Origin of the sequence: Streptomyces sp. NPDC017940, from assembly GCF_044328435.1 — a bacterium.
Classification (GTDB): domain Bacteria; phylum Actinomycetota; class Actinomycetes; order Streptomycetales; family Streptomycetaceae; genus Streptomyces.
On the sequence record NZ_JBIRHJ010000003.1, the window covers coordinates 916,536 to 938,354 of the forward strand.

The following is a 21,819-nucleotide window of genomic DNA, read 5'->3' on the forward strand; positions in this document are numbered from 1 at the left end:
GCCGGGCCCCGCCAGGGCCGGGCCCCGCCAGGGGCGCGGGGCTGTATCGATGTGCGGCTCCGCCGCGTGGGCGCGACCAGCCACAGAAAAGCCGCAGACGCGTCTGCACAGATATCAGGCAGACGCGTCTGCGGCTCGTCGCGCGCTGAGCGCGCAGTTCCCCGCGCCCCTTACGGGGCCCCACGTACGGGTACGCGGGAACGGGTCAGCGGGCGGTGGCCTGCTCGATTCGGTCGTGGCTGTTCTTGGCCGACTTGTGGGCGTCACCGAGGGAGTCCGCGAGCCGGTTCATCTGCGGCTTGAACTCGCGCCACTCGTCGCGGAACCGGTCGGCGCCCGGGCCCTTCCAGAAGCCGTGGCTGTCGTTGGCCTGACCGTCCAGGAGGTGAATCAGGTCGCGGACCTCAGTCTCCTTCTTCTGGAACGCCTCGTACAGCTTCTGCAACTTCTCGAGTTTTGCACCGCGGTCGATGTCGGACATCGATACCTCCCCGTGTCGCTAAAGTAAATCTTCTCAACTGCCACGTGGGACGCTACCGCACCTGTCAACGCCAGGTTTACCGCCCACCGCAACCTGCGACGGTCCTGCGACATCCCCGCGACGCAACGGTGTTCGACGAATCCCCCATAGCCTTGCAGAGGCACATATCTCCCCCGGCGTCGGCTCAGTCGCCGCCTTTGCCCCAGTCGACTTTCCTCAGTCGACTTTCCTCAGCCGCGCTTCCGGGTCCCCCGCCCCCGGGTCCACGGAGGTGTACTGCAACTCCGATCCGACCGGGCGCAGTCGTACGGTGTGGGCCGTCTGGGAGCACTGCTTCTCGTTGGACTCGGCGCCGGTGCCCGTCGCCACGAGTTCCTTGGCCGACGCCGACTTCAGGGTGAGGATGTCGACGCACTTGTTGCCGATGAGGTCCGTCTGCGTCACCGTGCCGATGCGCCGTCCCTTCGCCGGGGCCTGCCGCACGGTCACGTCGAACGTGCCGAGCGGTACGAGTCCCTCCTGCGCGGACGCCTTGCCCCGCCACGTGCCGAGGTAGCGAACGGGAACGGCGCCGTCCGCGGGTGTCCGCGCGCCACCCGTCGCACTCGGCGTCCGCCCCGCCGCGTCCTTGTTGTCGTCCCCGTCCTTCGGCAGCAGGCCGAACACGAACACCGACCCCACGGTGACCGCCGCGAGCGCCCCGGCCGCGGCCAGGACCACCGTGCAACTGACCTTCCTGCCCCGCCCGTCGGACCGCGCGGGCGTGGCCGCCGCCGCCACGGACAGGGAGAGCCTGCCGGGGCGGGAGGAGTCCCCCGGTGCGTGCGACGGAGCGGATGTCGCGCCGTACGACGCGTCGGGCGGTCCGAACGCCCCCGCCGCGGGGCCGGTGAACGGCACGGGTCCTGACGCGGGCACCGGATCGCCCGGCGGCCCGGCGGCCGCGCCCCCGGCCCCCGCGTCGAGGTTGAGGAGCCGCACCGCGCTCCGGCTCACCCGTTCCACCAGGGGTCCCGGCAGCCAGCCCGCCGCCACCAGGGCGGCGGCCCCTGCGGGGGCGAGGCGGCGGGACAGCTCGGCGGGGGCGGGGCGCGCCGCCGGGTCCTTGTGCAGGCAGGCGGCGGCGAGGTCGCGCAGGTCGCCGCTCAGGCCGCCGAGGTCGGGCTGCTCGTGGACGACCTTGTAGAGCAGGGCGGCCGTGGAGTCGCCGGGGAACGGCGCGCGGCCCGTGGCGCCGAAGACAAGGACGGCGCCGAGGGAGAAGACGTCCGCCGCGCCGTCGACCGCCCTGCCGAGGATCTGCTCGGGCGCCATGTAGCCGGGCGAGCCGAGGGAGACGCCGGTCGAGGTCAGCGCGGTGAGGGTGGCGGTGCCTTCCGTGGCGCGCGCGATGCCGAAGTCGATGAGGCAGGGCCCGTCCAGGGTGAGCAGCACGTTGGACGGCTTCACGTCGCGGTGCACCAGGCCGATGCCGTGCATGTGCGTCAGGGCCTCCGCGAGGCCGGCGGCCAGGACGCGCGCCGAGTGCCCGGGCAGCGGCCCGCCCTCGCGCACGGCGTCCGTCAGCGAGGGGCCCGCCGCGTACCCCGTCGCCACCCACGGCACCGTCGCCTGCGGGTCCGCGTCGAGGACCGGGGCGGTCCAGGCGCCGCCGGCCCGCCGTGCCGCGTCGACCTCCCTGCGGAAGCGGGCGCGGAACTCCCGGTCCTGCGCGAAGTGCGGGTGCACCACCTTCACGGCGACCGTGCGGCCGCCCGCGCTGCGGCCGAGATAGACCCGGCCCATGCCGCCGGAGCCGAGCCGGCCGAGCAGCCGGTAGGGCCCGATGGCGGTGGGCTCGTCCGGTTCGAGCGGGTGCATGGCGAAGGCCTCCCCCAGATGCGGCGACCGCATGCCCGGTGCGGTGCCCTCCGGTGCGTCCCCCGGTCGTCCGCCGCATGCCGGTGCTGGGGGCCCAGCGTAATGGGCGCGGGGTGCGCCGCCCGCGCCCTCCCGGCGTCCGGTCCCGGTGTCCGGTCCCGGTGTCCGGTCCCGGCGTCCGGGAAGCCCGGCGCCCGCCGGGGAAAAGGGGGGCCGCTGTTCCTTGCGGTGACGCCGGTGGTCGATCCCGGCGACCGGTTCCCTTATGCCGCGGCGACATAGGCGGAAGCCGCACATCGGGATCCGCTTGACGGTTTCGGACGCCTCCCCAATACCGTGCCGTCGAATTCACCCCGGTGGTTCGGGGCGGTCAGGTCCGGAGGAGTTCCACCCGTACATCCGGAGCGAACCCCGTCGTCGCGCCGACACGCCGGGCGAACTCCTGCACCCCGGCGAGCTGTGCGCCGCCGAAGCGGAAGTCGAGCGTCGTGAAGTAGCGCTCGAGGACGCCCGCGTCGAACATCTCCCAGCGCGCCGCCTGCTCGGCGACCTTCGCGACCTCCTCCAGGGACACGTCCCGCGAGGACAGGAACGCCTGGTGCACCTCGCGCACGACCTCGGGCTCGCGCGCGAGGTAGTCGCGCCGGGCCGCCCACACCGCGAAGACGAACGGCAGGCCCGTCCAGTCCTTCCACATCTGGCCCAGGTCATGGACCTCGAGGCCGAGCCGCGGCCCGTCGATGAGGTTGGCGCGCAGCGCCGCGTCGCCGATGAGGACGGCGGCGTCGGCCTCCTGCATCATCAGGCCGAGATCGGGCGGGCACGTGTAGTAGTCGGGCCGCACGCCGACCTTCTCGGCCAGGAGCAGCTGCGCCAGGCGTACGGAGGTGCGCGAGGTCGAGCCGAGCGCGACGCGGGCGCCGTCGAGCTGGTCGAGGGGCACCTGCGAGACGATCACGCAGGACATGACGGGACCGTCGCAGCCCACCGCGAGGTCGGGGAACGCGACCAGTTCGTCGGCGTTCTTCAGGAACTCCACGAGGGTGACCGGTGCGACGTCGAGTTCGCCGCGCACCAGCTGCTCGCTGAGCTTCTCGGGCGTGTCCTTGGTCAGCTCGAAGTCGAGGAGGGTGCCCGTCCTGGCGAGACCCCAGTACAAGGGGAGGCAGTTCAGGAACTGGATGTGACCGACGCGCGGCCGCGCGGTGCGGACGGGGCCTGCCCCGTCCGAGGTGTCAGCGGGAGAATTGTCCACATCGGCGAGGTTAGCCCTCCCTCGGTGCGGTGCGGCGGCCGGGGCCCCGGGGGTGTCTTGGGGAGCCCCTCCGGGAACACCTGGGGAGCACCTCGGCAGCACCTCGGGGAGCGCTCCCGTCAACCCCTCCGGGGGTCCGTCAAACCTGCGGGTGACGTGATCTTGATCCCTATTGCATCCGGGTGCCTGCGTGCTAAGCTCACCGCAAGTTGCAGTTTGGTTTCCCTTGCAGTACAGAGCCTGCGGAGCATGTAACCCGCAGGCTCTCGTCGTTTTCAGACTTTTGCAGTTGTTTCAACAGCAGGTTCTGGAGCAGGGCAACCCTTTGGCCCAAGGAGGGCTTATGGCTACCGGAACCGTGAAGTGGTTCAACGCCGAAAAGGGCTTTGGATTCATCGCCCAGGAAGGCGGCGGCCCCGACGTCTTCGTGCACTACTCCGCGATCAACGCCAGCGGTTTCCGCTCCCTCGAGGAGAACCAGGCCGTGACCTTCGACGTCACGCAGGGTCCCAAGGGCCCGCAGGCGGAGAACGTCACCCCCGCGTAGCGGTGGGTTGATCCGGAACGGAAGCAGTACCCAAGGAGCCCCGGGCTCCCCGCGTCCGCGGGGGCCACGGGGCTCCTGCCTTTTCCTGGCGAGGGCGCTTTTTTCTGGCGGGGGCGCCTTGGCTGGGGGCTCGTCGGCCTTCGGCCTCGTCCTCAAACGCCGGACGGGCTGACACACTCCGGCCGCCCCGCCTTGCCCCCGCACAAACCACGGCCCTCGGGCCTCGTCCTCAAACGCCGGACGGGCTGACACACTCCGGCCGCCCCCGCCTCGCGCCCCCACAACCCACGGCCTTCGACATCGTCCTCAAGCGCCGGACAGGCTGACACACTCCGGCCGCCCCGCCTCGCCCCCGCACAAACCACGGCCTTCGGCCTCGTCCTCAAGCGTCGGACGGGCTGGCATGAAGTGGTCAGGCGTGTTGCATGACCAGGACGAACGTCGTGCCGGGGGTCAGTGCCTCGTACGTATGGGGGACATCGCCCCGGTAGGACATGTAGTCCCCGGGGCCGAGTTCCACGACCTCGCCCCCGGGCCCCGCGGCCAACCGGCCCGTGCTGACGACCAGGTGCTCCACGGAGCCGGGGATGTGCGGCTCGGACGCACGTACCGAGCCGGGCTCCATCGCGCCGTGGTAGATGTCGCGCCGCACCCCCGCGGGCCCCGGGGACAGCAGCGTGCCCGCGTACGAGGCCTGCTCGGCGTGCATCGTGGGGCCCTCACCCGCGCGGATCACAGTCACCGCGGGTCCGGGCGACTCGGCGAGGACGCTGAACGGCACGCCGAGCGCCACGGCCAGCGCCCACACGGTCTCGATGCCGGGGTTGCCCGACGCCGCCTCCAGCTGGGACAGCGTGGACTTGGCGATGCCCGCGCGCTTGGCCAGCTCGGAGAGGGAGAGCCCCGCGCGGGCGCGCTCGCGGCGCAGCGCCGCGGCGATCCATTCTCGCGGCAGCCCTGCCGGACGCGGCGCCCCGGCGCCTTCGTCGACCTCGGTCATGCGGTGTTCTCCCTGCGTCCTGCTGCGATGTTCCGGTTCCCGGGCCTCTCCGGACGACCGGGCCGTTCGGTACCGGACGGGTCGTTCGGACCGTTCGGACCGTTCGGACCGTTCGGCACAGAGAACGAAGCGTTCGGCTTGACGAACGGCGCGGCGTCTGTCCATGCTACCCGGTATGCGTTCGCCAAACCGAACGGATGACCCCGTAGAGCGAACGACGGGGTGGGTCCGCTTCTCCGATCTGCCTCCGGGCGTCCCGCGCGACATCGCGCTCGTCCTGGTCGCCGACGCCGTCGTCGGCGTGTCCTTCGGCGCGATATCCGTCGCGGGCGGCCTCCCCCTGTGGGTGCCGGTCGCCATGTCCCTGCTCGTGTACGCGGGCTCCGCCCAGTTCAGCGCGGTCGCCGTGCTCACCGCGGGCGGCGGCCCCGCGGCAGCGGCGGCGACCGGGCTGCTGCTCAACTCCCGTACGGCCGCCTTCAGCCTGGCCGTCGCCGACAGCCTCGGGCGGTCCTGGCCGGCCCGGCTCGTGGGCGCGCACCTGATCACCGACGAGACCGCGGCCTTCGTCCTCGCGCAGCCGGACCTCCGCAGCCGCAGGGCCGCGTTCTGGCTGTCGGGGGTCGGGCTCTTCGCCGTATGGAACGTCAGTGTGCTCGGCGGTGCGCTCGCCGGTTCCGCGCTCGGGGACACCGCGCGGTTCGGGCTCGACGCCGCGTTCCCCGCGGTGCTGCTCGCCCTGGTCCTGCCCGCGGTACGGGACGACGGCAACGCCCGCCGGGCCGGTGCCGTCGGCGCGGTGGTCGCCCTCGCCGCCACCCCGGTACTGCCCGCCGGGGCGCCGGTGCTGCTCGCCCTCATCGGCCTGCTCGCCGTGCGCCGCCGGAAGCCGGTCACCCCGCCGAGCCCCGGAAGCCCCTCGTGAACGCCTACCTCGTCTGCGTCCTGGTCCTCGCCGCCGGGACCTATGCCTTCCGCCTCGCGGGCCCGGTCCTGCACGGCCGCGTCGAACTCCCCGCGCGCGTGCAGGAACTGCTGACCGTCGGCGCCACCGTGCTCCTAGTCGCGCTGCTCACCACCGGCGCCTTCACCGAGGGGCAGGACTTCGCGGGCTGGTCGCGTCCGGCGGGTGTGCTCGTCGGTGGTGTCCTCGCCTGGCGCAGGGCACCGTTCGCGGTGGTCGTGGCGGGGGCGGCGGGCGCGACGGCGCTGCTGCGGCTCGCGGGCCTGCCGTAGGCGTCCGTCACCTGGGCTCGCGGGCGCCACCGCGGCCGCCGTCCGCCGGAGGCCGCCTCACGAACCGTCCTCGTACAGCCGCTGCACCTGGGCCGCGTACCGCTCCGTCACCGCCCGCCTGCGCACCTTCAGGCTGGGGGTGAGCAGGCCGTCCGCCACCGTGAAGTCCTCCTCCAGGATCGCGAAGGCACGGATCCGGGCGGGCCGTGACACCCGGGCGTTCGCCGTGTCGACGGCCTCCTGGACGAGGGCGCGGACCCGGGGGTCGGCCGCCGCGGGGACGGCGAGGGTGACGCCGGAGCGTTCCGCCCACCCCGCGACCTCCTCCGCGTCGAGGGTGATCAGGGCGACGGGGTGGGGCCGCCGGTCGCCGACGAGGACGGCGCGGGAGACGAACCGGGAGGCCTGGACCGCGAACTCGGTCAGGGACGGCGTGAGGTTCTTGCCGCCCGAGGTGATGATGAGGTCCTTCTTGCGGCCGGTGATGCGCAGATAGCCGTCCTCGTCGAACGAGCCGAGGTCGCCCGTGTGCAGCCAGCCCTCGTCGTCGAGGGCGGCGCGGGTGGCGGCCTCGTCGGCGTAATAGCCGGGGAAGATGTTGGCACCGCGGGCAAGGAGTGGTGAACTCGACGAGCTGCGCGAGGAGATGGGCGAGCGGCAGATAGAGGTAGGTGGCGTCGCCGGGCCCGCCCTCGATCAGGGGCAGCGAGGCGTCCTGCACGGCGCCGACGTTGCCGTGCGTGAGGACACAGCCCTTGGGCGGGCCCGTGGTGCCCGAGGTGTAGATGATGGTCGCGGGGTCCTCGGGCGCGCGGCTCTCCGCCCGTGCCACCAGTGCCTCGGCCGTGACGGCTCCGGCGGCGGCGTACGCGTCCGCTGCCGTCATCACGACGACGCGCCGCAGCCCCGGCAGCTTCCCCCGCAGCCGCTCCACCGCGGCCGCCCGCGCCGCGTCCTCGCAGAGCACCACCGAGGTCCCCGAGTCGCCGAGCACCCAGGTCACCTCGTCGTCGCCCGCCGTCGGATACACCGGCACCACGACGGCTCCGGCGGCGAAGGCGCCGAAGTGCGCGTACGTCCACTCCGGGCGGGTCTCGGCGAGGATCGCCACCCGGTCCCCGCGCTCGACGCCGAGTCCGAGCAGGGCGCGCCCCACCTCCCGTACGGCGGTGCGCAGACCTTCGTAGGTGACCTCCTGCCAGGCGTCGTCGCGCTGGAAGCGCAGGGCGGGCAGCTCGCCGTGGCGGTCGGCCGCCCACTCCGTGAGGACGGACAGGGTCCGCGGCCGTGCGGCCGGCGGCGGCGCGGAGGTCTGAGTCATGCTCACGACGCTAGGGACGGCGCCCGGTCGCGCGGGATGACCCGAAACGTCAGCGCCCCTGGCCGGGGCGCTCACCCGACCGGCGCCCCCCGCCGCCGAACTCCCCCCTGAGCCCGGCACCCCGGAGCCGGGCTCCCCTGCCGCGCGCTCTTCTTGACCGCGCCCCCGGCGGCTAACGTCGTGGTCATGGCCAGGCGGACGATCACCGTGCACCATGTACGGGCCGTGCTGCGCGGTGCCGAGCGCGGGGGCATCGACACCGTGCCACTGCTCCAGGCCGCGCAGATACCGCCGCTGCTCCTCGGTGACGACCGGGCGCGCATCACGGCCGCCCAGTTCGCGCGCCTGTTCCGGGAGTTGTACCGGGCGACGGAGGACGAGTTCCTCGGCCTCGGCTCGTCGCGGAGCGGGCCGGGCACCTTCGCGATGATGTGCTACGCCGCCCTCGGCTGCCGTGATCTCGGCGCCGCGATGGAGCGTGGCGTGACGTTCTACGGACTGTTCCCCGGCGGCCCCGACCTCGCCCTGACGCAGACGCCCGACGGCGTCGTCTTCACCGTACGCAACGACCTCGACCAGGACTTCTTCCTCGCCGAGTGCCTGGTCATCATCTGGCACCGGCTGTGCAGCTGGCTGATCGGCCGCAGGATCGCGCTGCGCTGGGCGGACTTCGGGCATCCGCCACCCCCGCACCAGGACGAGTACGAGCTGCTCTTCGGCTGCCCTGTCCGCTTCGGCGCTCAGCGCACCGGGGTCGGGCTCGACGCGCACTGGCTGGCCGCGCCGCTGGTGCGGGACGAGGACGCGCTCTCGGCGATGCTGCGCCGGGCGCCGTTCGACCTGCTCTCGCGCCGCGACTACGGGACGACGGTCGCCGAACAGGTGCGGCGGGCCCTCGCGGTGGCGCTGCGGACCTCGCCGCGGCTGCCCTCGCTCGGCGAGATCGCGGCGCGGCTCGCGGTGAGCCCGGCGACGCTGCGGCGGCGGCTCGCCCAGGAGTCCACCTCGTACCAACAGCTGAAGGACGCGGTGCGGCGGGACGCGGCGATCGCCGGGCTCGCCGAGGGGCGGGAGCCGATCGCACGCCTCGCGGCGCGGCTCGGGTTCTCCGAGGACACGGCGTTCCACCGGGCGTTCAGGCGCTGGACGGGAACGACACCCGGCGCGTACCGGGCCGAAGGAGCGGGAGCCGAAGGACCGGGAGCCGAAGGGCCGAGAGCCGAAGGACCCGGAGCCGCAGGACCGGGGGCCGACGGCATGCGCGGGGCCTCCCCCGCGGGTGTCGCTGGTGCCCCAGGCCAACAAAGCTGAGCGTTCGCGTCAGCCCCGTCCTTACTCGCCAGTCACTACGGTCGTCCTCCCATCCCCCACGTTCCGCCGGGAGAGCCGCATGCAGATGCGCACGAGCTTCAGAGCGGTCGCCCTGCTGGCCGCCGCGGGCCTGTCGGCCGCGACCCTGACGACCGCCGCGCACGCCGACGCCGCCGCGGCCGCCGGTGGCCCCGCACGCTCGCAGGCCGCGGCCGCCGCGCCGGGCGACATCGTCAGCTCCGAGCCGAGCGCCTTCCACCCGCTGCCCGGCCAGCCCACCCACACCAGGGCCTGGAAGATCCACTACCGCTCCACCACGGCGAAGGGCACCCCGAACACCGTCTCCGGCACCGTCATCGTGCCCCAGGACGGCCGCACCGGGCCGCGCCCGCTGGTCACCTACGCCGTGGGCACGGTCGGCGTCGGCGACCACTGCGCGCCGAGCGCGGGCTTCCCCCGGGGCACCACGCCGGAGGCCAACCTCATCCGACAGCTCACCCTGCGCGGCTGGGCGGTCGCCGTGACCGACTACGAGGGTCTCGGCACCCCCGGGGACCACACGTACACGGTGGGCAGGGCCGCGGGGCACGCGGTCCTCGACGCCGCCCGAGCCGCGGTCCGGTTGCCCGGCGCGGGGCTCTCGAAGGACTCGCCGGTGGGCATCATGGGCTACTCGCAGGGCGGCCAGGCCTCGTCCTGGGCCGCGGAGCTGCACGGCTCGTACGCTCCCGACCTCGACGTCAAGGGCACGGCGACCGGCGGTGTGCCCGGCGACCTGAGGAAGGTGGCCGACTTCAACGACGGCGGCCACGGCTCGGGGCTCGTCTTCATGGCGGCCATCGGGCAGAACGCGGCGTTCCCGGAGCTGCGGCTCGAGTCGTATCTGAACGCCACGGGCAGGAGCCTGATCGGTGCGCTGCGCGACAGCTGCGTGGCGGACGGCGCGGTGCTCGGCTCGTTCAAGAAGATCCGCGACGTGACGACCGAGAACCCCCTCGAACGGGCCGACTGGCAGCAGCGCCTGCGGGAGTCCCAGGTCGGCACGCGCGCTCCCGACGCGCCGGTGTACCTCTACCACGCGCTGGCCGACGAGCTGATCCCGTACGGCGTCGGCAGGCAGGTCCGCACGGACTGGTGCGCGCGGGGCGCGAACGTGGAGTGGCACACCGTCCCGCTCGGCGAGCATGTGAGCGGCGTCATCACCCAGTCGCCCCTGGCCGCGCAGTGGCTGGCGAACCGGTTCGCGGACAAGCCGGTGCGCGGCAACTGCTAGCGCCCTGGCCGGGGCGTGCGGTCGCGCCCGGGCCGGGGGGCGCCGGCGCGGGCCCCCGCCCGCCTACCGGGGGCCGGGCTCACGACGCCCGGCCCCCACGCCGCGGCAGCAGCCACACCGAGAGACCCGCCGTGGCCAGGAGCGTCGCGCCCACCACCACGAGCCCCTGCCGCATGCCGCCCACCGCGAAGCCGTCGGCACCGGAGCCCCCGGAGCCCCCGATCAGGGCGCCGAACAGGGCCACCGACAGCGCCCCGCCCGTCTGGCGCAGGGAGTTGAGGAGGCCGGACGCGGTGCCCGCGCGGTGGCCGGGGACGGCGTCCATCAGGAGGGCCGTCAGCGCGGGCACGGCGAGGGCCCCGCCGATGCCGGTCGGGACGAGGAGCAGCAGGACGAGCCACAGGGGCGTGTCCGCGCCGAGGGGCAGCAGGGCGAACATGGCCACGGCGAGGACGAGCTGCCCGGTCACGATCACCGGGCGGCGGCCGACACGCTCCGCCATGCGCGGCGACACCAGGTTCGTCGAGGTGATGAGCGCGGCGAGCGGCACGAACATCAGGCCCGTCGCGATCCCCGACATGCCAAGGAGCTGCTGGCAGTAGAGGCCGAGCAGGAACACCACCCCGTAGAAGCCGGCGTTCACCGCGAAGCCGACGGCGAGCGGGACGCCGACCTCGCGCTGCCGCAGCATCGGCAGCGGCACCATGGGCGCACGGTGGCGCTTCTCGGCGGCGCGGAAGGCGACCGCCGCCAGGACCGCGACCGCGGCGGCGGACAGGACCCCCGGGTCCGTCCACCCCGCGTGCCCGCCCTCGATGACCGCGTACGCGAGCCCGGCGAGGGCGGTGACGGCGGTGAGCTGGCCGGGCACGTCGAGCGGGGCGGAGCGGCGCGGGGAGGGCGCGGTGCGGGTGAGCAGGGCGAGGATCACGGCACCGACGGGCAGATTGAGGAGGAAGACGGCGCGCCAGCCCACGGTCTCGGAGAGCACCCCACCGAGCACCGGGCCCGCGGCCATCGCCACCGAACCGCCCACCGTCCACAGCGCGATGGCGCGGGCCCGGCGCCGCGGCTCGTCGTAGGCCTGCCGGATCAGCGCGAGCGAGGCGGGCATGACGACGGCGGCGGCCGCGCCCTGCGCCACCCGCGCGGCGATCAGCGTGCCGATGCCCGGCGCGAGCGCGCACGCCAGCGAGGCCAGGGCGAACAGGCCGGTGCCCCAGGCGTACGCACGCCGGGCGCCCGCCCGGTCCGCGAGCGCCCCCGCGGAGATCATCAGCGCGGCGAACATCAGGGTGTAGGCGTCGACGACCCACTGGAGTCCCGTCATCCCGCCGTGCAGATCGGCCCTGATGCCGGGCAGCGCGATGTTCACGGCGGACACGTCGACGGTGATGACGGTGAAGCCGAGCAGGGCGGCGACGAGGGCGACGACGGGCCGGTCCCGGGGGACGGGGCCCGGGGCGCCGGGGTCAGGGGCGCGCACAGGGGTGGTGGTGCGTGACCGCGGCAGCAAGGTGGAGGACGACATCGCGGGCCCTTCGACAGGAGGAGGGAGGGGGGTGACGGGTGGCGCCCGTGCACCGGCCGCCGGGCACCCACGCTCCCCGTGCGCGGCCGCGCCCGGCAGACCGCGCTGTTCCTGGTCCTGACACGGCCCCCCACTTCCCGCACGCGTCACGGACACTGGAGCCATGACGAACGGCACGCCCCCCGGACGCGGCGGGACCGAACTCGGCCGGTACCTGCGGGCCCGGCGCGCCCAGATCCGCCCCGAGGAGGCCGGTCTCCCGGCCGGGACCGGGCTGCGCCGCACGCCGGGCCTGCGCCGTGAGGAGCTGGCGACGCTCGCCGGGGTGAGCGTCGACTACTACACGCGCCTGGAGCGCGGCCGCGAGACCAACCCGTCGCCGGCCGTGATCGACGCCCTGGCCCGGGCGCTGCGGCTCTCCGGCGACGCCCACGAGCGCCTGCACGAACTGGCCGAGCTGGCCTCGGGACGGCTCACCGAGCCGCGTCCGACGACGGAGTGCGAGGTGCGCCCCTCCGTCGTGCGGATGCTGGAGGCCCTGCGCCCGCTGCCCGCCTATGTGGTCAGCCCGCACAACCACCTGCTGGCCGCGAACGTCCCCGGCCGCCGCCTCATGCCGGGCCTGTGGGACTGGCCTGCCGAGCAGCGCAACATCACCCGCTATTTGTTCCTGCACCCCGTGGGCCGCGAGCTGTACGTGCCGTGGGAGGAGACCGTCGCCAGTTCGGTGGCCCATCTGCGCGCGGTCGGCGGCCGGGACCCGGACTCGCCGCAGCTGGCCGCCCTGGTCGGCGAGCTGTGCCTGAAGTCCCCGGAGTTCGCCCGCCTCTGGGACCGGTACGAGGTCCGTGAGCGCGGCGGCGGCGTGAAGACCTTCGCGCACCCCAAGGCGGGATCGATGACCCTCACGTACGAGGTGATGCGCCTCGCACGTACCGCGGGCCAGCGCCTGATCACGTACCAGGCGGAGCCGGGCAGCGCGGACGAGACGGCGATGCTGAGCCTGGACACGGCGGCCCGTTCGGCACCGCGGGACGACGTCCTCACGGCGTCGCGAGGCTGACGGCCGTCACTCGGCGGCGCACGAACTGCCGTTCTTCGGCAGCTCCTTGTACAGCAGGAACGCGTCCACCTTGGCCTGCACGCACTTCGAACCGAAGTAGCCGGTGTGCCCGTCGCCCTTGTTGTCGAGGACGACGGCGGAGGACCCGAGCCGCTTCGCGGTCTCCTCCGTCCAGCGGTAGGGCGTCGCGGGGTCGCCGCGCGTGCCGACGAGCAGGAACTTCGGGGTGTCCACGTCGCGTACGTCGTTGCGGATGTAGTCGGTGCCCGCGGGCCGCCCGAAGCACAGGAGCACGGGCGTCAGCATCGACTTGCCGAAGACCGGCGAGGCCTCCTCGAACTCCCGCTGGATGCGGCCGACCTCCCGCTCCACCCGCTTCGCGTCCGGCCGGTCCGGATCGTCCGCGCAGTTCACCGCCATGAGCGCGGCATCGGCGTTGTCCTCGGGCACCGCGGTGCGCGCGCCCCGCGGTGCCTGCGGCCGCTCGCCCATGGCGCCGCCCATCCGCAGCAGCGCACGCGGGTCGCCGTCCGCGAGCAGCCCGCCGAGCGCCTGGGAGAGAGCGGGCCAGGCCTGCCTGCTGTAGAGCGCGGTGCCGAGGACGCTCACCACGTCCTGGCCCGTGAACTCCTGGCCGTCCATGGCCCGCAGGGGGTACGCGTCCAGATCCTCGACGATCTTCACCATGGTCCGCCGGGCGGCACGGGAGTCCTCGCCGAACACGCAGCCGGCGTTCTTGGTGCACCACAGCAGGAAGTTGTCGAGCGCGGTCTGGCGCCCCTCCGCGCCGACGAGGCCCTGCTCCTCGACGTTCTCGGTGAGGGTGTCCACGCCGTCGAGCACCATCCGGCCGACCTTCTTCGGGAACTGCGAGGTGTACACCGCCCCGAGCCGGGTGCCGTACGAGAAGCCCAGGTAGTTGAGCTTCTTGTCGCCGAGCGCCTGCCGCATGACGTCCAGGTCCCTGGAGACGTTCACGGTGCCCATGTGCTGGAGGACGGGGCCCGACTCCTTAGCGCACCGCGCGGCCTCCTCGCGCAGTTGCTCCAGGAGCACCGCAGGGTCGTCGTCGCCGTCCCCCGTGCCGTCGCCGGGGTCCGGCCGGCCGCCGCAGCTCACGGGCTCGCTCAGGCCCACCCCGCGCGGGTCGAAGCCCACGACGTCGTACCCCTTGCCGACATAGCCGAAGTCCTTCTTGGAGCCCGCGAGCCCCGAGACGCCCGCGCCGCCGGGCCCGCCGAAGTTCACCAGGAGCGACCCGCGCTTGTCGCCGCTCGCCCGCACCCTCATGAGCGCGAGGTCGAGGGTGGCGCGGCCGGGGTGCGCGTAGTCCAGCGGGACGGTGACCTTGCCGCAGCCGACGTCCTTGTCCTTGGTCACGTCCTCGGGCAGGTTCTGCACATCGGGCTTGCAGGCGACCCACTTGATCTTCTGTGCGTAGAAGCGCCCGAGGTCCGGCTTCGCCGGTTCCGGCGGCGCGGGTGCGGCGGACGGCGCCGTCGGTGCTGACGGGGCTGACGGGGCTGCCGGAGCGGCTGTCGCGGGCAGAGCCGTCAGGGCCAGTGCCAGGGTCGCGGCTGTGGCTGTGGCTGCGGTGAGCGCGGATGTGCTGCGCACGGCGACCTCCAAGAGGTGCGGGTCCCCTCCGGTCACCCTAGGCGCCCCCCGGCCTCCTCGCCCGTTCAGGTCATCACGGTGCGTGACCGGCCACTGACGGGCGCCCACCCGAGGCATGCGCCGGTACGTGTACCCCGCGCTCCCTTGATCTTCCCCGTCCGCCCCCTCGACCGCCCCCCTGACTCCCAAGTAACCTTACTCCGAAGTAAATTCAGCACGAGTTCGCCGGGAGCAGGACCATGGCCGACCGCTACGCGACCTTCACCCGCACCGGCCCCGGCCGCTTCCTCGCCCGCAGGCTCGGCCTCCCCCAGCCCGTCGCCCTGCACCGCTGGTCGCCGGGGCGCCCGGCCCTGGAAGGCCCGCTCCTCCTGTTGACCGCGGGCGACATCCCCCTCCCCGGCCTGCACGAGGCGCTCACCCGCACCGGCCTGCCCCCGCACAGCGGGCCCCTCGGCGGCCGCCGTCCCTGCGCCGTCGTCCTGGACGCGACCGGCGTCGCCACGGTCACCGCCCTCGCCGACGTGCACGCCGCGCTGCACCCCGTCGTCCGGTCCATAGCCCCCTGCGGGCGCGTGGTGGTCCTGGGCGCGCCCCTCTCCCCCGCCGACCACCACCAGGCCGCCGCCCAGCAGGCCCTCGAGGGGTTCGTGCGCTCCCTCGGCAAGGAGACGGGCCGCGGCAGAACGGTCCAGCTGGTCCGCGCGCCGTCGGCGCGCGCCGCCGAGGCCACCCTGCGCTTCCTGCTCTCCCCGAAGTCGGCGTACGTGAACGGGCAGGTCATCGACGTCGACCTCGACGAGGACACGGCGGACACCGGACGACCGCTCGCGGGCCGCACCGCCCTCGTCACCGGAGCGGCCCGCGGCATCGGCGCCGCCGTCGCCGAGGTCCTGGCCCGCGACGGCGCCCACGTCGTCGTCCTCGACGTGCCGTCCGCCGCGCCCGAACTCGGCGGCGTCGCCGCGCGCGTCCAGGGCACGGCGCTGCCCCTGGACATCACCGCGGACGACGCGGGCGAGCGGATCGCCGCCGCGCTGCCCGACGGGCTCGGCGTCCTCGTGCACAACGCGGGCATCACCCGGGACCGGCGGTTCGCCGACATGGCCGCCGACCGCTGGAGTTCGGTCGTCGAGGTGAACCTCGCGAGCGTGCTGCGCACCACGGACTTCCTGCTGAAGTCCGGCACGCTGCGCCGCGGCGGCCGGGTCGTGGCCACGGCGTCCATCGCGGGCATCGCCGGGAACGCGGGCCAGACGAACTACGCCGCCGCCAAGGCGGGCGTCGTCGGCTTCGTACGCTCCCTCGCGCCCCGGGCGCTCGCCGAGTACGGCGTGACGGTGAACGCCGTCGCGCCCGGCTTCATCGAGACCCGGATGACGGCGGCGGTCCCGCTGTTCGTCCGCGAGGCCGGGCGGCGCATGAACTCCCTGGGGCAGGGCGGGCTTCCCGTGGATGTCGCGGAGGCGGCGGCGTGGCTCGCGACCGGCGCCGTCAACGGCCAGGTCCTCCGCGTGTGCGGGCAGAGTCTGCTGGGCGCGTGAGCCTCCGGCTGTTCCGCGGCCCCCCTGAACCTGTGCCTCTCCGTCCCGTCGGACTTCCCGCCGCCTCGCGGCGTGCTTTTCCCACCACCCACCCACCCTTTCCCCCACCGAACTCGCCGGACCCGTCCTTACCGCCCCAGTCGCCCCGAACGCCCAGTGACCAGAAGGGTCCGTCATGACCTCGCTCGCGCTCACCCTGCTCCGGGGAGCAGCCCTGTCCGCGTTCAAGCGGGCCCGCTCCGACGCTCCGCTGCCCGGGGCCGTCACGGCGCGGGTGCGGGCCGATGTGGAGCGGCTCGCCGCGTACGAGAGGCTGTGCGGGTTCGCGGCCGGGCGGGGCGGCGGCGCGGGCGGGGGCGAGCCGCTGCCGGTGACGTACCCGCACGTCCTGGCGTTCCCGGGGGCCATGCGGCTGATGGCGGGCCGGGACTTCCCGCTGCCGCTGCTCGGGCTCGTGCACACGTCCGTGGAGATCGTGCAGCACCGCGCCCTGCTGCCCGCGGACGACCTGGAACTCACCACGTACGCGCAGGCGTTGGCACCCCACCGGCGGGGCACCGAGGCGACGGTCGTCACCCTCGCGAGCGTCGACGGCACGCCCGTGTGGGAGTCCCGCAGCACCTACCTGTCCCGGCACCGTACGGCGGAGCCGTCCGCGGCCGAGCGGGGCGGGCGGCCCGGCCCCGGCCCCACCCCCGACCCGCCGCCCGGCGCGCCCGCGCACGCGCAGTGGCGGCTGCCCGGCGACCTCGGCCGGCGCTACGCCGCCGTGTCGGGGGACCGTAACCCCATCCATCTGCACCCGCTCACCGCCCGCCTCTTCGGCTTCCCCCGCGCCATCGCCCACGGCATGTGGACGTTCGCGCGCTGCGTCGCCGAGCACCAGCGCGACACGGGGCCCCGGGCGGACGGCGGGAGCGGCTCGGCGCTCCACGTGAGCGCGGAGTTCCGGTCGCCGGTGCTGCTTCCCTGCTCGGTGATGTACGCGGCCGCGGGCGACACCTTCGCACTGCGCGGACCCGGGGCCCTGGTGCACCTGACGGGCGCGGTGCGGCAGGGCCCGCCGCGGGAGCCCGACGGGGCCCCGCCGGCCCCGGAGCCGCACCGCCTGCCGGGGCGGTGAGAAGGAATGCCAGGGACGGCCTACCGGGGCGGTGACCAGGGACGTCCCTCCATCAGGTCGCCGAGGCCCGCCCACGCGAAGTTCATCAGCGTCGCCGCCGCCTGGTGCGCGGACACGGACGCCTCGGTGTTGGCCCAGCCCGCGAGCGACTCGGCCGCGCCCACGAGCGCGTGGGCGAGCCCCGCGACCTCCCGGTCGGGCAGCGAGGCGTCGTGGTGGGCGGCCCGCGCGGCCGCGGCGATGAGCACGGTCACGAAGGTGACGATCTCCTCGCGCATGACGTTGACCTCGGCGGCGAAGGGCTCACCGACGGTGCGGGCCTGGCTGTGCAGCACCGCCCAGGCGTCCGGGTGCTCGGCGGTGTGCGCGAAGAACGCCCGCAGTCCGTCCCAGAGCTGGCGGTCGGCGGGCGCGTCCGGGGTCACGGCCTCACGGACGGCCTCGACGAGGGCTGCGGCCTCACGCCGGATGCAGGCCGTGAACAGGTCCTCCTTGGAGTTCAGATACAGATACACGAGCGGCTTGGAGACCCCGGCGAGCTCCGCGATCTCGTCCATGGACGCGGCGCGGTAGCCCCGCTGCCCGAAGGTGCGCACCGCCGCGTCGAGCATCTGCCGCTCCCGCACGGCACGCGGCATCCGCTTCTGCCGCACCGTGGTGTCCCCGCCCTGCACCTCCGCCGTCTTCCCCGCCCTCGCTCCCTTCTTGGGCTTCACAGCCTTGTTGGGCTTCGCAGCCTTCTTCGGCTTCGCAGCCCTCACCGCCTTCACATCCGCCACTCCGGCCCCCGCCTTCCGCACCGACCGTCCACCGGTCAGCGTACGGCGAGCCCCGCCCCGCCCGTAGGTCACCCGGCGATCACCCGGCCATCACCGGCCGCCACGAAACCTCCACGCCGCGGATCCCCCCGGACGAGCGGGTCCCCTGGGCCGAACAGAGCACTGCTGTTTCCCCGTGCGGGCGCCCCGACGAGGCTCGAAACCGTTCGACTTTCCCTCATCAGGAGGTAAGCCCATGCGCAAGCGCGCGTTCTTCGCCGCAGCGGCCCTCGCCGCGACCGTCGTCATCGGCGGTGCCGGCGCCGCGGCAGCGAACCCCGAGCCCGAAGCCGACGCCCAGGTCGCGAACTCCCCCGGCGTGATCTCCGGCAACGCGGTGCAGGTCCCCGTCGACCTCGGTGTGAACCTCTGCGGCACCACCGTCGACGTCGTCGGACTTCTCAACCCGGCGACCGACAACCAGTGCAAGAACGACCAGTGACCGGCCCGGGCATCTCCCGGCACACCCCATGAGACCGGCCCCTCCGCGATGACGCGGAGGGGCCGTCAGCCGTACGGCCGGGGCCGTCGGGCGTTGTCCGGGGCGGTCAGGCGGCGGCGGGGGCCACGCCCGGCTCGTCCACCGGCGACGCGGTGGCGTTGTCGTACGCCTCGCGGTCGAGGATGTTCTCCCGCGCGGCCACGATCAGCGGCGCGACGACCTGCCCGGCCACGTTGGTGGCGGTGCGCATCATGTCCAGGACGGGGTCGATGGCCAGGAGCAGGCCGACGCCCTCCATGGGCAGGCCGAGCGTGGAGAGGGTCAGCGTCAGCATGACCGTCGCGCCGGTCAGACCGGCCGTGGCGGCGGAGCCGACGACCGAGACGAACGCGATGAGCAGGTACTCCTTGACGCCCATCTGTACGTCGAAGATCTGCGCGACGAAGATCGCGGCGATCGCCGGGTAGATCGCGGCGCAGCCGTCCATCTTGGTGGTGGCGCCGAACGGCACCGCGAAGGAGGTGTACTCCTTCGGCACGCCGAGGCGCTCGGTGACCTTCTGCGTGAGCGGCATGGTGCCCACCGAGGAGCGCGAGACGAACGCCAGCTGGATGGCGGGCCAGGCGCCCTTGAAGAACTGCCACGGGTTGAGCTTGGCGACGGTGGCGAGCAGCAGCGGGTAGACGCCGAAGAGCACCAGGGCGCAGCCGATGTAGATGTCGGCGGTGAACGTCGCGTACTTGCTGATCAGGTTCCAGCCGTAGTCGGCGATGGCGAAGCCGATGAGGCCGACGGTGCCGATCGGGGACAGCTTGATGACCCACCACAGGGCCTTCTGGAGCAGTTCGAGGACGGCCTCGCTGAGGTCCAGGATCGGCTTGGCCTTCTCGTCGCCGATCTTGAGGATGGCGACACCGGCGACGGCCGCCATGAAGACGATCTGGAGGACGTTCAGCTCGGTGAACGGCGTGATCACGTCGGTCGGGATGATGCCCGTGAGGAAGTCGATCCAGGAGCCCGTGTGCTCGGGCTTGGCGCCGTCCTTCGGCGTCAGTCCCGTACCGGCGCCGGGGTTGGTGACCAGGCCGATGACCAGGCCGATCGCGACCGCGATCAGCGAGGTGATCATGAACCAGAGCAGTGTGCGGGTGGCCAGCCTCGCGGCGTTGTTGACCTTCCGCAGGTTGGTGATGGAGATCAGGATCGCGAAGAACACCAGCGGCGCCACGGCCAGCTTGAGCAGGCCGATGAAGGTGTCACCGACCTTCGAGAGGGTGGTGACAAGCCAGCTGATGTCCTGGCTGCGGGCGAGCCAGCCGAGGAGCACGCCGAGGACGAGACCGCCGAGGATCTGGGCCCAGAAGGGGATCTTGAGGAACTTCGGTATCCGGAACCTGGACTCGGGCTCGGCGGGGGACGCGGAATTCGCGGACACGGACACACTCCGGGTGATGACGGGAAACGTGTGGGAGCGGCGACCGCGAAGGGCCGACGGGCACCGCTGCTGGGTCTGATCGGGGAACTCAGACGCGGCGACAGGCCGCGGACACGCAGCGGCAGAGATCGACATGCAGGCGCGCCACGAGCAGAGTGCCCATGGCTGTGCGGTGCGCGGCTGCTGTCTTCATGTCGAATACATTAACACTTGAACTTTGAGTACATCAAAGACCTTGTTTGAGGTAGGAGGGCCCCCAAGCGTCTCAAGAACGGCGAAACCCCGGTACCGGAGCCACAAGCTCCGTTACCGGGGTTTCGATGTGTGTGAGGAACCTTACGACCCGCCCGCGGGCACCCCCGCGCGTCGTGGGTGCGGGGCGGCCGTGGTCGCTACGGCTTCGCGGTGCGCGCCGCGTCGTCGGCGACGTCCTCCTGCGTACGGTTGCGCTCGAGGCCCGCCTTGACGTCGTTGACCTTGGCCACGACCTTCTCCGACGCGCGGTCGCGCTCCTTGCGCAGGACGACGAAGCTGATCGGCGCGGAGATCACCAGGGCGAGCAGGGCCACCCACAGCAGGTTGGACCCGCCGAGACCGCGGGGAACGATGCCGGAGTAGACGAGGCCCCAGACGACCAAGAAGCAGCCCGCGAAGATCCCGAGTCGCATCAGCGTGTAGCGGAGCATGTCAATCCACTCTTCCGTTCCGAAAGGGAGCCTCTCCAGTGAAGCACGGGTGCCACGGCGAGCAGGAGGGGGGTGCGGACGGGCTGGGTGCGGCTCAGAACCGCATCGGCTGCGGCGACTCCCGCAGCTCCCGGTCGGGACCGGGGTACTCGCGGATCACCTCGTAGCGGGTGTTGCGCTCGACCGGGCGGAACCCCGCCTCGCGGATGAGGTCGAGCAGATCGTCGCGGGTCAGCTTGTTCGGCGTGCCGAAGTTGTCCGCGTCGTGGGTGATCTTGTACTCGACGACGGAGCCGTCCATGTCGTCGGCGCCGTGCTGGAGGGCGAGCTGCGCGGTCGCGACGCCGTGCATGACCCAGAAGACCTTGACGTGCGGCACGTTGTCGAAGAGCAGCCGCGAGACGGCGAAGGTCTTCAGGGCCTCGGCGCCGGAGGCCATCTTCGTGCGGGCCTGGAGCTTGTTGCGGACCTTGCCGTCCTTCATGTCCACGAAGTCGTGCTGGTAGCGCAGCGGGATGAAGACCTGGAAGCCGCCGGTCTCGTCCTGGAGCTCCCGCAGCCGAAGGACGTGGTCGACACGGTGCCGGGGCTCCTCGATGTGGCCGTACAGCATCGTCGCCGGGGTCTTCAGACCCTTCTCGTGGGCGAGCCGGTGGATGCGGGACCAGTCCTCCCAGTGGGTGCGGTGGTCCACGATGTGCTGGCGGACCTCCCAGTCGAAGATCTCCGCGCCGCCGCCGGTCAGCGATTCGAGGCCGGCGTCGATCAGCTCGTCGAGGATCTCGCTCGCGCTCAGCTTGGAGATGGTCTCGAAGTGGTGGATCTCGGTGGCCGTGAAGGCCTTGAGGGAGACGTCCGGCAGGGCCGCCTTCAGCTCGCGCAGGGAGCGCGGGTAGTAGCGCCACGGCAGGTTCGGGTGCAGGCCGTTGACGATGTGCAGCTCGGTGAGGTTCTCGCCCTCCATCGCCTTGGCGAGCTTCACCGCCTCCTCGATGCGCATCGTGTACGCGTCCTTCTCGCCCGGCTTGCGCTGGAACGAGCAGTACGCGCAGGAGGCGGTGCACACGTTCGTCATGTTGAGGTGCCGGTTGACGTTGAAGTGCACGACGTCGCCGTTCTTGCGGGTGCGCACCTCGTGGGCGAGACCGCCGAGCCAGGCCAGGTCGTCGGACTCGTACAGGGCGATGCCGTCCTCACGGGACAGCCGCTCCCCGGAGCGGACCTTCTCCTCCAAGTCGCGCTTGAGCCCTGCGTCCATTGCCGTACCTCTATCTCT

The 21,819-nt window shown here is 73.0% G+C and carries 21 protein-coding genes and 1 pseudogene; 10 read left to right on the forward strand and 12 right to left on the reverse strand.

All coding sequences use genetic code 11. The features are described from left to right. Positions 1-205 precede the first annotated feature (205 nt). The 3 genes from ACH4DX_RS14135 to ACH4DX_RS14145 all read right to left on the reverse strand — a co-directional run bounded on the left by ACH4DX_RS14135 (position 206) and on the right by ACH4DX_RS14145 (position 3,596). On the reverse strand, positions 206-481 hold the full coding sequence (locus ACH4DX_RS14135; RefSeq protein ID WP_051852801.1) for a WXG100 family type VII secretion target: 276 nt from the start codon (positions 479-481) through the stop codon (positions 206-208). Between the two features lie 216 nt (positions 482-697). Continuing rightward, the gene (locus ACH4DX_RS14140; protein ID WP_398155199.1) at positions 698-2,341 is read right to left on the reverse strand and encodes a serine/threonine-protein kinase; all 1,644 of its coding nucleotides are present in this window, start codon (positions 2,339-2,341) and stop codon (positions 698-700) included. 370 nt (positions 2,342-2,711) lie between these two features. After that, positions 2,712-3,596, reverse strand: a complete 885-nt coding sequence (locus ACH4DX_RS14145) for a menaquinone biosynthetic enzyme MqnA/MqnD family protein (protein ID WP_398122211.1) — start codon at positions 3,594-3,596, stop codon at positions 2,712-2,714. Positions 3,597-3,939: 343 nt separating this feature from the next. On the opposite strand from ACH4DX_RS14145, the gene ACH4DX_RS14150 reads away from it, so the two are divergent. Continuing rightward, positions 3,940-4,143, forward strand: coding sequence for a cold-shock protein (locus tag ACH4DX_RS14150; RefSeq protein ID WP_016645643.1), 204 nt, complete (start codon positions 3,940-3,942; stop codon positions 4,141-4,143). Between the two features lie 412 nt (positions 4,144-4,555). On the opposite strand, the gene ACH4DX_RS14155 is transcribed toward ACH4DX_RS14150, so the two are convergent. Then, positions 4,556-5,143 carry a helix-turn-helix domain-containing protein gene (locus ACH4DX_RS14155; RefSeq protein WP_398155200.1) on the reverse strand — a complete coding sequence of 196 codons (588 nt, stop codon included), beginning with the start codon at positions 5,141-5,143 and terminating at the stop codon, positions 4,556-4,558. Positions 5,144-5,318: 175 nt separating this feature from the next. Here ACH4DX_RS14155 and ACH4DX_RS14160 point away from each other — a divergent pair, with 175 nt between their 5' ends. Together ACH4DX_RS14160 and ACH4DX_RS14165 are read left to right on the forward strand one after the other, a co-directional pair. Next, positions 5,319-6,068, forward strand: coding sequence for an AzlC family ABC transporter permease (locus ACH4DX_RS14160; protein ID WP_398155201.1), 750 nt, complete (start codon positions 5,319-5,321; stop codon positions 6,066-6,068). Then, entirely contained in the window at positions 6,065-6,379 is a 315-nt protein-coding gene (locus tag ACH4DX_RS14165; protein ID WP_398122214.1) for an AzlD domain-containing protein, read from the forward strand. Before ACH4DX_RS14160 ends, ACH4DX_RS14165 begins: the two co-directional genes overlap by 4 nt. Before the next feature lie 57 nt (positions 6,380-6,436). On the opposite strand, the gene ACH4DX_RS14170 is transcribed toward ACH4DX_RS14165, so the two are convergent. Then, a complete protein-coding gene (locus tag ACH4DX_RS14170) occupies positions 6,437-6,592 on the reverse strand; it encodes a hypothetical protein (protein ID WP_398155285.1) in 156 nt (51 codons plus the stop codon). A 141-nt stretch (positions 6,593-6,733) separates the two neighbouring features. Between ACH4DX_RS14170 and ACH4DX_RS14175 the strand changes: the two genes are divergently transcribed. Continuing rightward, positions 6,734-7,003, forward strand: coding sequence for a hypothetical protein (locus tag ACH4DX_RS14175; protein WP_398155286.1), 270 nt, complete (start codon positions 6,734-6,736; stop codon positions 7,001-7,003). Between the two features lie 58 nt (positions 7,004-7,061). Here ACH4DX_RS14175 and ACH4DX_RS14180 read toward each other — a convergent pair. Continuing rightward, positions 7,062-7,916: pseudogene (locus ACH4DX_RS14180) on the reverse strand (AMP-binding protein); the annotation flags it as partial. Between ACH4DX_RS14180 and ACH4DX_RS14185 the strand changes: the two are divergent. Continuing rightward, positions 7,887-9,011: an AraC family transcriptional regulator ligand-binding domain-containing protein gene (locus ACH4DX_RS14185; RefSeq protein ID WP_398155202.1), complete on the forward strand. Its 1,125-nt coding sequence runs from the start codon at positions 7,887-7,889 to the stop codon at positions 9,009-9,011. The pseudogene ACH4DX_RS14180 and the gene ACH4DX_RS14185 sit on opposite strands and share 30 nt — an antisense overlap. A 79-nt stretch (positions 9,012-9,090) precedes the next feature. Next, positions 9,091-10,284, forward strand: coding sequence for a lipase family protein (locus ACH4DX_RS14190; protein ID WP_398155203.1), 1,194 nt, complete (start codon positions 9,091-9,093; stop codon positions 10,282-10,284). Between the two features lie 79 nt (positions 10,285-10,363). Here ACH4DX_RS14190 and ACH4DX_RS14195 read toward each other — a convergent pair whose 3' ends face one another. Next, positions 10,364-11,815 (reverse strand): MFS transporter, encoded by a 1,452-nt coding sequence (locus tag ACH4DX_RS14195; RefSeq protein ID WP_398155204.1) that lies wholly within the window; start codon positions 11,813-11,815, stop codon positions 10,364-10,366. Positions 11,816-11,978: 163 nt separating this feature from the next. On the opposite strand from ACH4DX_RS14195, the gene ACH4DX_RS14200 reads away from it, so the two are divergent. Then, positions 11,979-12,878, forward strand: coding sequence for a helix-turn-helix domain-containing protein (locus ACH4DX_RS14200; RefSeq protein WP_398155205.1), 900 nt, complete (start codon positions 11,979-11,981; stop codon positions 12,876-12,878). 6 nt (positions 12,879-12,884) lie between these two features. Here the strand turns inward: ACH4DX_RS14200 and ACH4DX_RS14205 are convergent, their stop codons facing one another. After that, the gene (locus ACH4DX_RS14205; protein ID WP_398155206.1) at positions 12,885-14,495 is read right to left on the reverse strand and encodes an alpha/beta hydrolase; all 1,611 of its coding nucleotides are present in this window, start codon (positions 14,493-14,495) and stop codon (positions 12,885-12,887) included. Between the two features lie 239 nt (positions 14,496-14,734). On the opposite strand from ACH4DX_RS14205, the gene ACH4DX_RS14210 reads away from it, so the two are divergent. Both ACH4DX_RS14210 and ACH4DX_RS14215 read left to right on the forward strand, forming a co-directional pair. Continuing rightward, positions 14,735-16,039 carry a 3-oxoacyl-ACP reductase gene (locus tag ACH4DX_RS14210; protein ID WP_398155207.1) on the forward strand — a complete coding sequence of 435 codons (1,305 nt, stop codon included), beginning with the start codon at positions 14,735-14,737 and terminating at the stop codon, positions 16,037-16,039. A gap of 175 nt (positions 16,040-16,214) precedes the next feature. Then, positions 16,215-17,162: a MaoC/PaaZ C-terminal domain-containing protein gene (locus tag ACH4DX_RS14215; RefSeq protein WP_398155208.1), complete on the forward strand. Its 948-nt coding sequence runs from the start codon at positions 16,215-16,217 to the stop codon at positions 17,160-17,162. 20 nt (positions 17,163-17,182) lie between these two features. Here the strand turns inward: ACH4DX_RS14215 and ACH4DX_RS14220 are convergent, their stop codons facing one another. Continuing rightward, positions 17,183-17,800, reverse strand: coding sequence for a TetR/AcrR family transcriptional regulator (locus tag ACH4DX_RS14220; protein WP_398122276.1), 618 nt, complete (start codon positions 17,798-17,800; stop codon positions 17,183-17,185). A gap of 376 nt (positions 17,801-18,176) precedes the next feature. Here ACH4DX_RS14220 and ACH4DX_RS14225 point away from each other — a divergent pair, with 376 nt between their 5' ends. Next, positions 18,177-18,422, forward strand: a complete 246-nt coding sequence (locus ACH4DX_RS14225) for a chaplin (protein WP_398122223.1) — start codon at positions 18,177-18,179, stop codon at positions 18,420-18,422. A 106-nt stretch (positions 18,423-18,528) separates the two neighbouring features. On the opposite strand, the gene ACH4DX_RS14230 is transcribed toward ACH4DX_RS14225, so the two are convergent. The 3 genes from ACH4DX_RS14230 to mqnE form a co-directional block, all read right to left on the reverse strand. Continuing rightward, on the reverse strand, positions 18,529-19,857 hold the full coding sequence (locus ACH4DX_RS14230; protein ID WP_398155209.1) for a dicarboxylate/amino acid:cation symporter: 1,329 nt from the start codon (positions 19,855-19,857) through the stop codon (positions 18,529-18,531). 392 nt (positions 19,858-20,249) lie between these two features. Further along, positions 20,250-20,543 (reverse strand): DUF4229 domain-containing protein, encoded by a 294-nt coding sequence (locus ACH4DX_RS14235; protein ID WP_030565276.1) that lies wholly within the window; start codon positions 20,541-20,543, stop codon positions 20,250-20,252. Between the two features lie 94 nt (positions 20,544-20,637). Continuing rightward, positions 20,638-21,801 carry an aminofutalosine synthase MqnE gene (gene mqnE / locus ACH4DX_RS14240; RefSeq protein WP_398122225.1) on the reverse strand — a complete coding sequence of 388 codons (1,164 nt, stop codon included), beginning with the start codon at positions 21,799-21,801 and terminating at the stop codon, positions 20,638-20,640. Between the last annotated feature and the right edge of the window lie 18 nt (positions 21,802-21,819).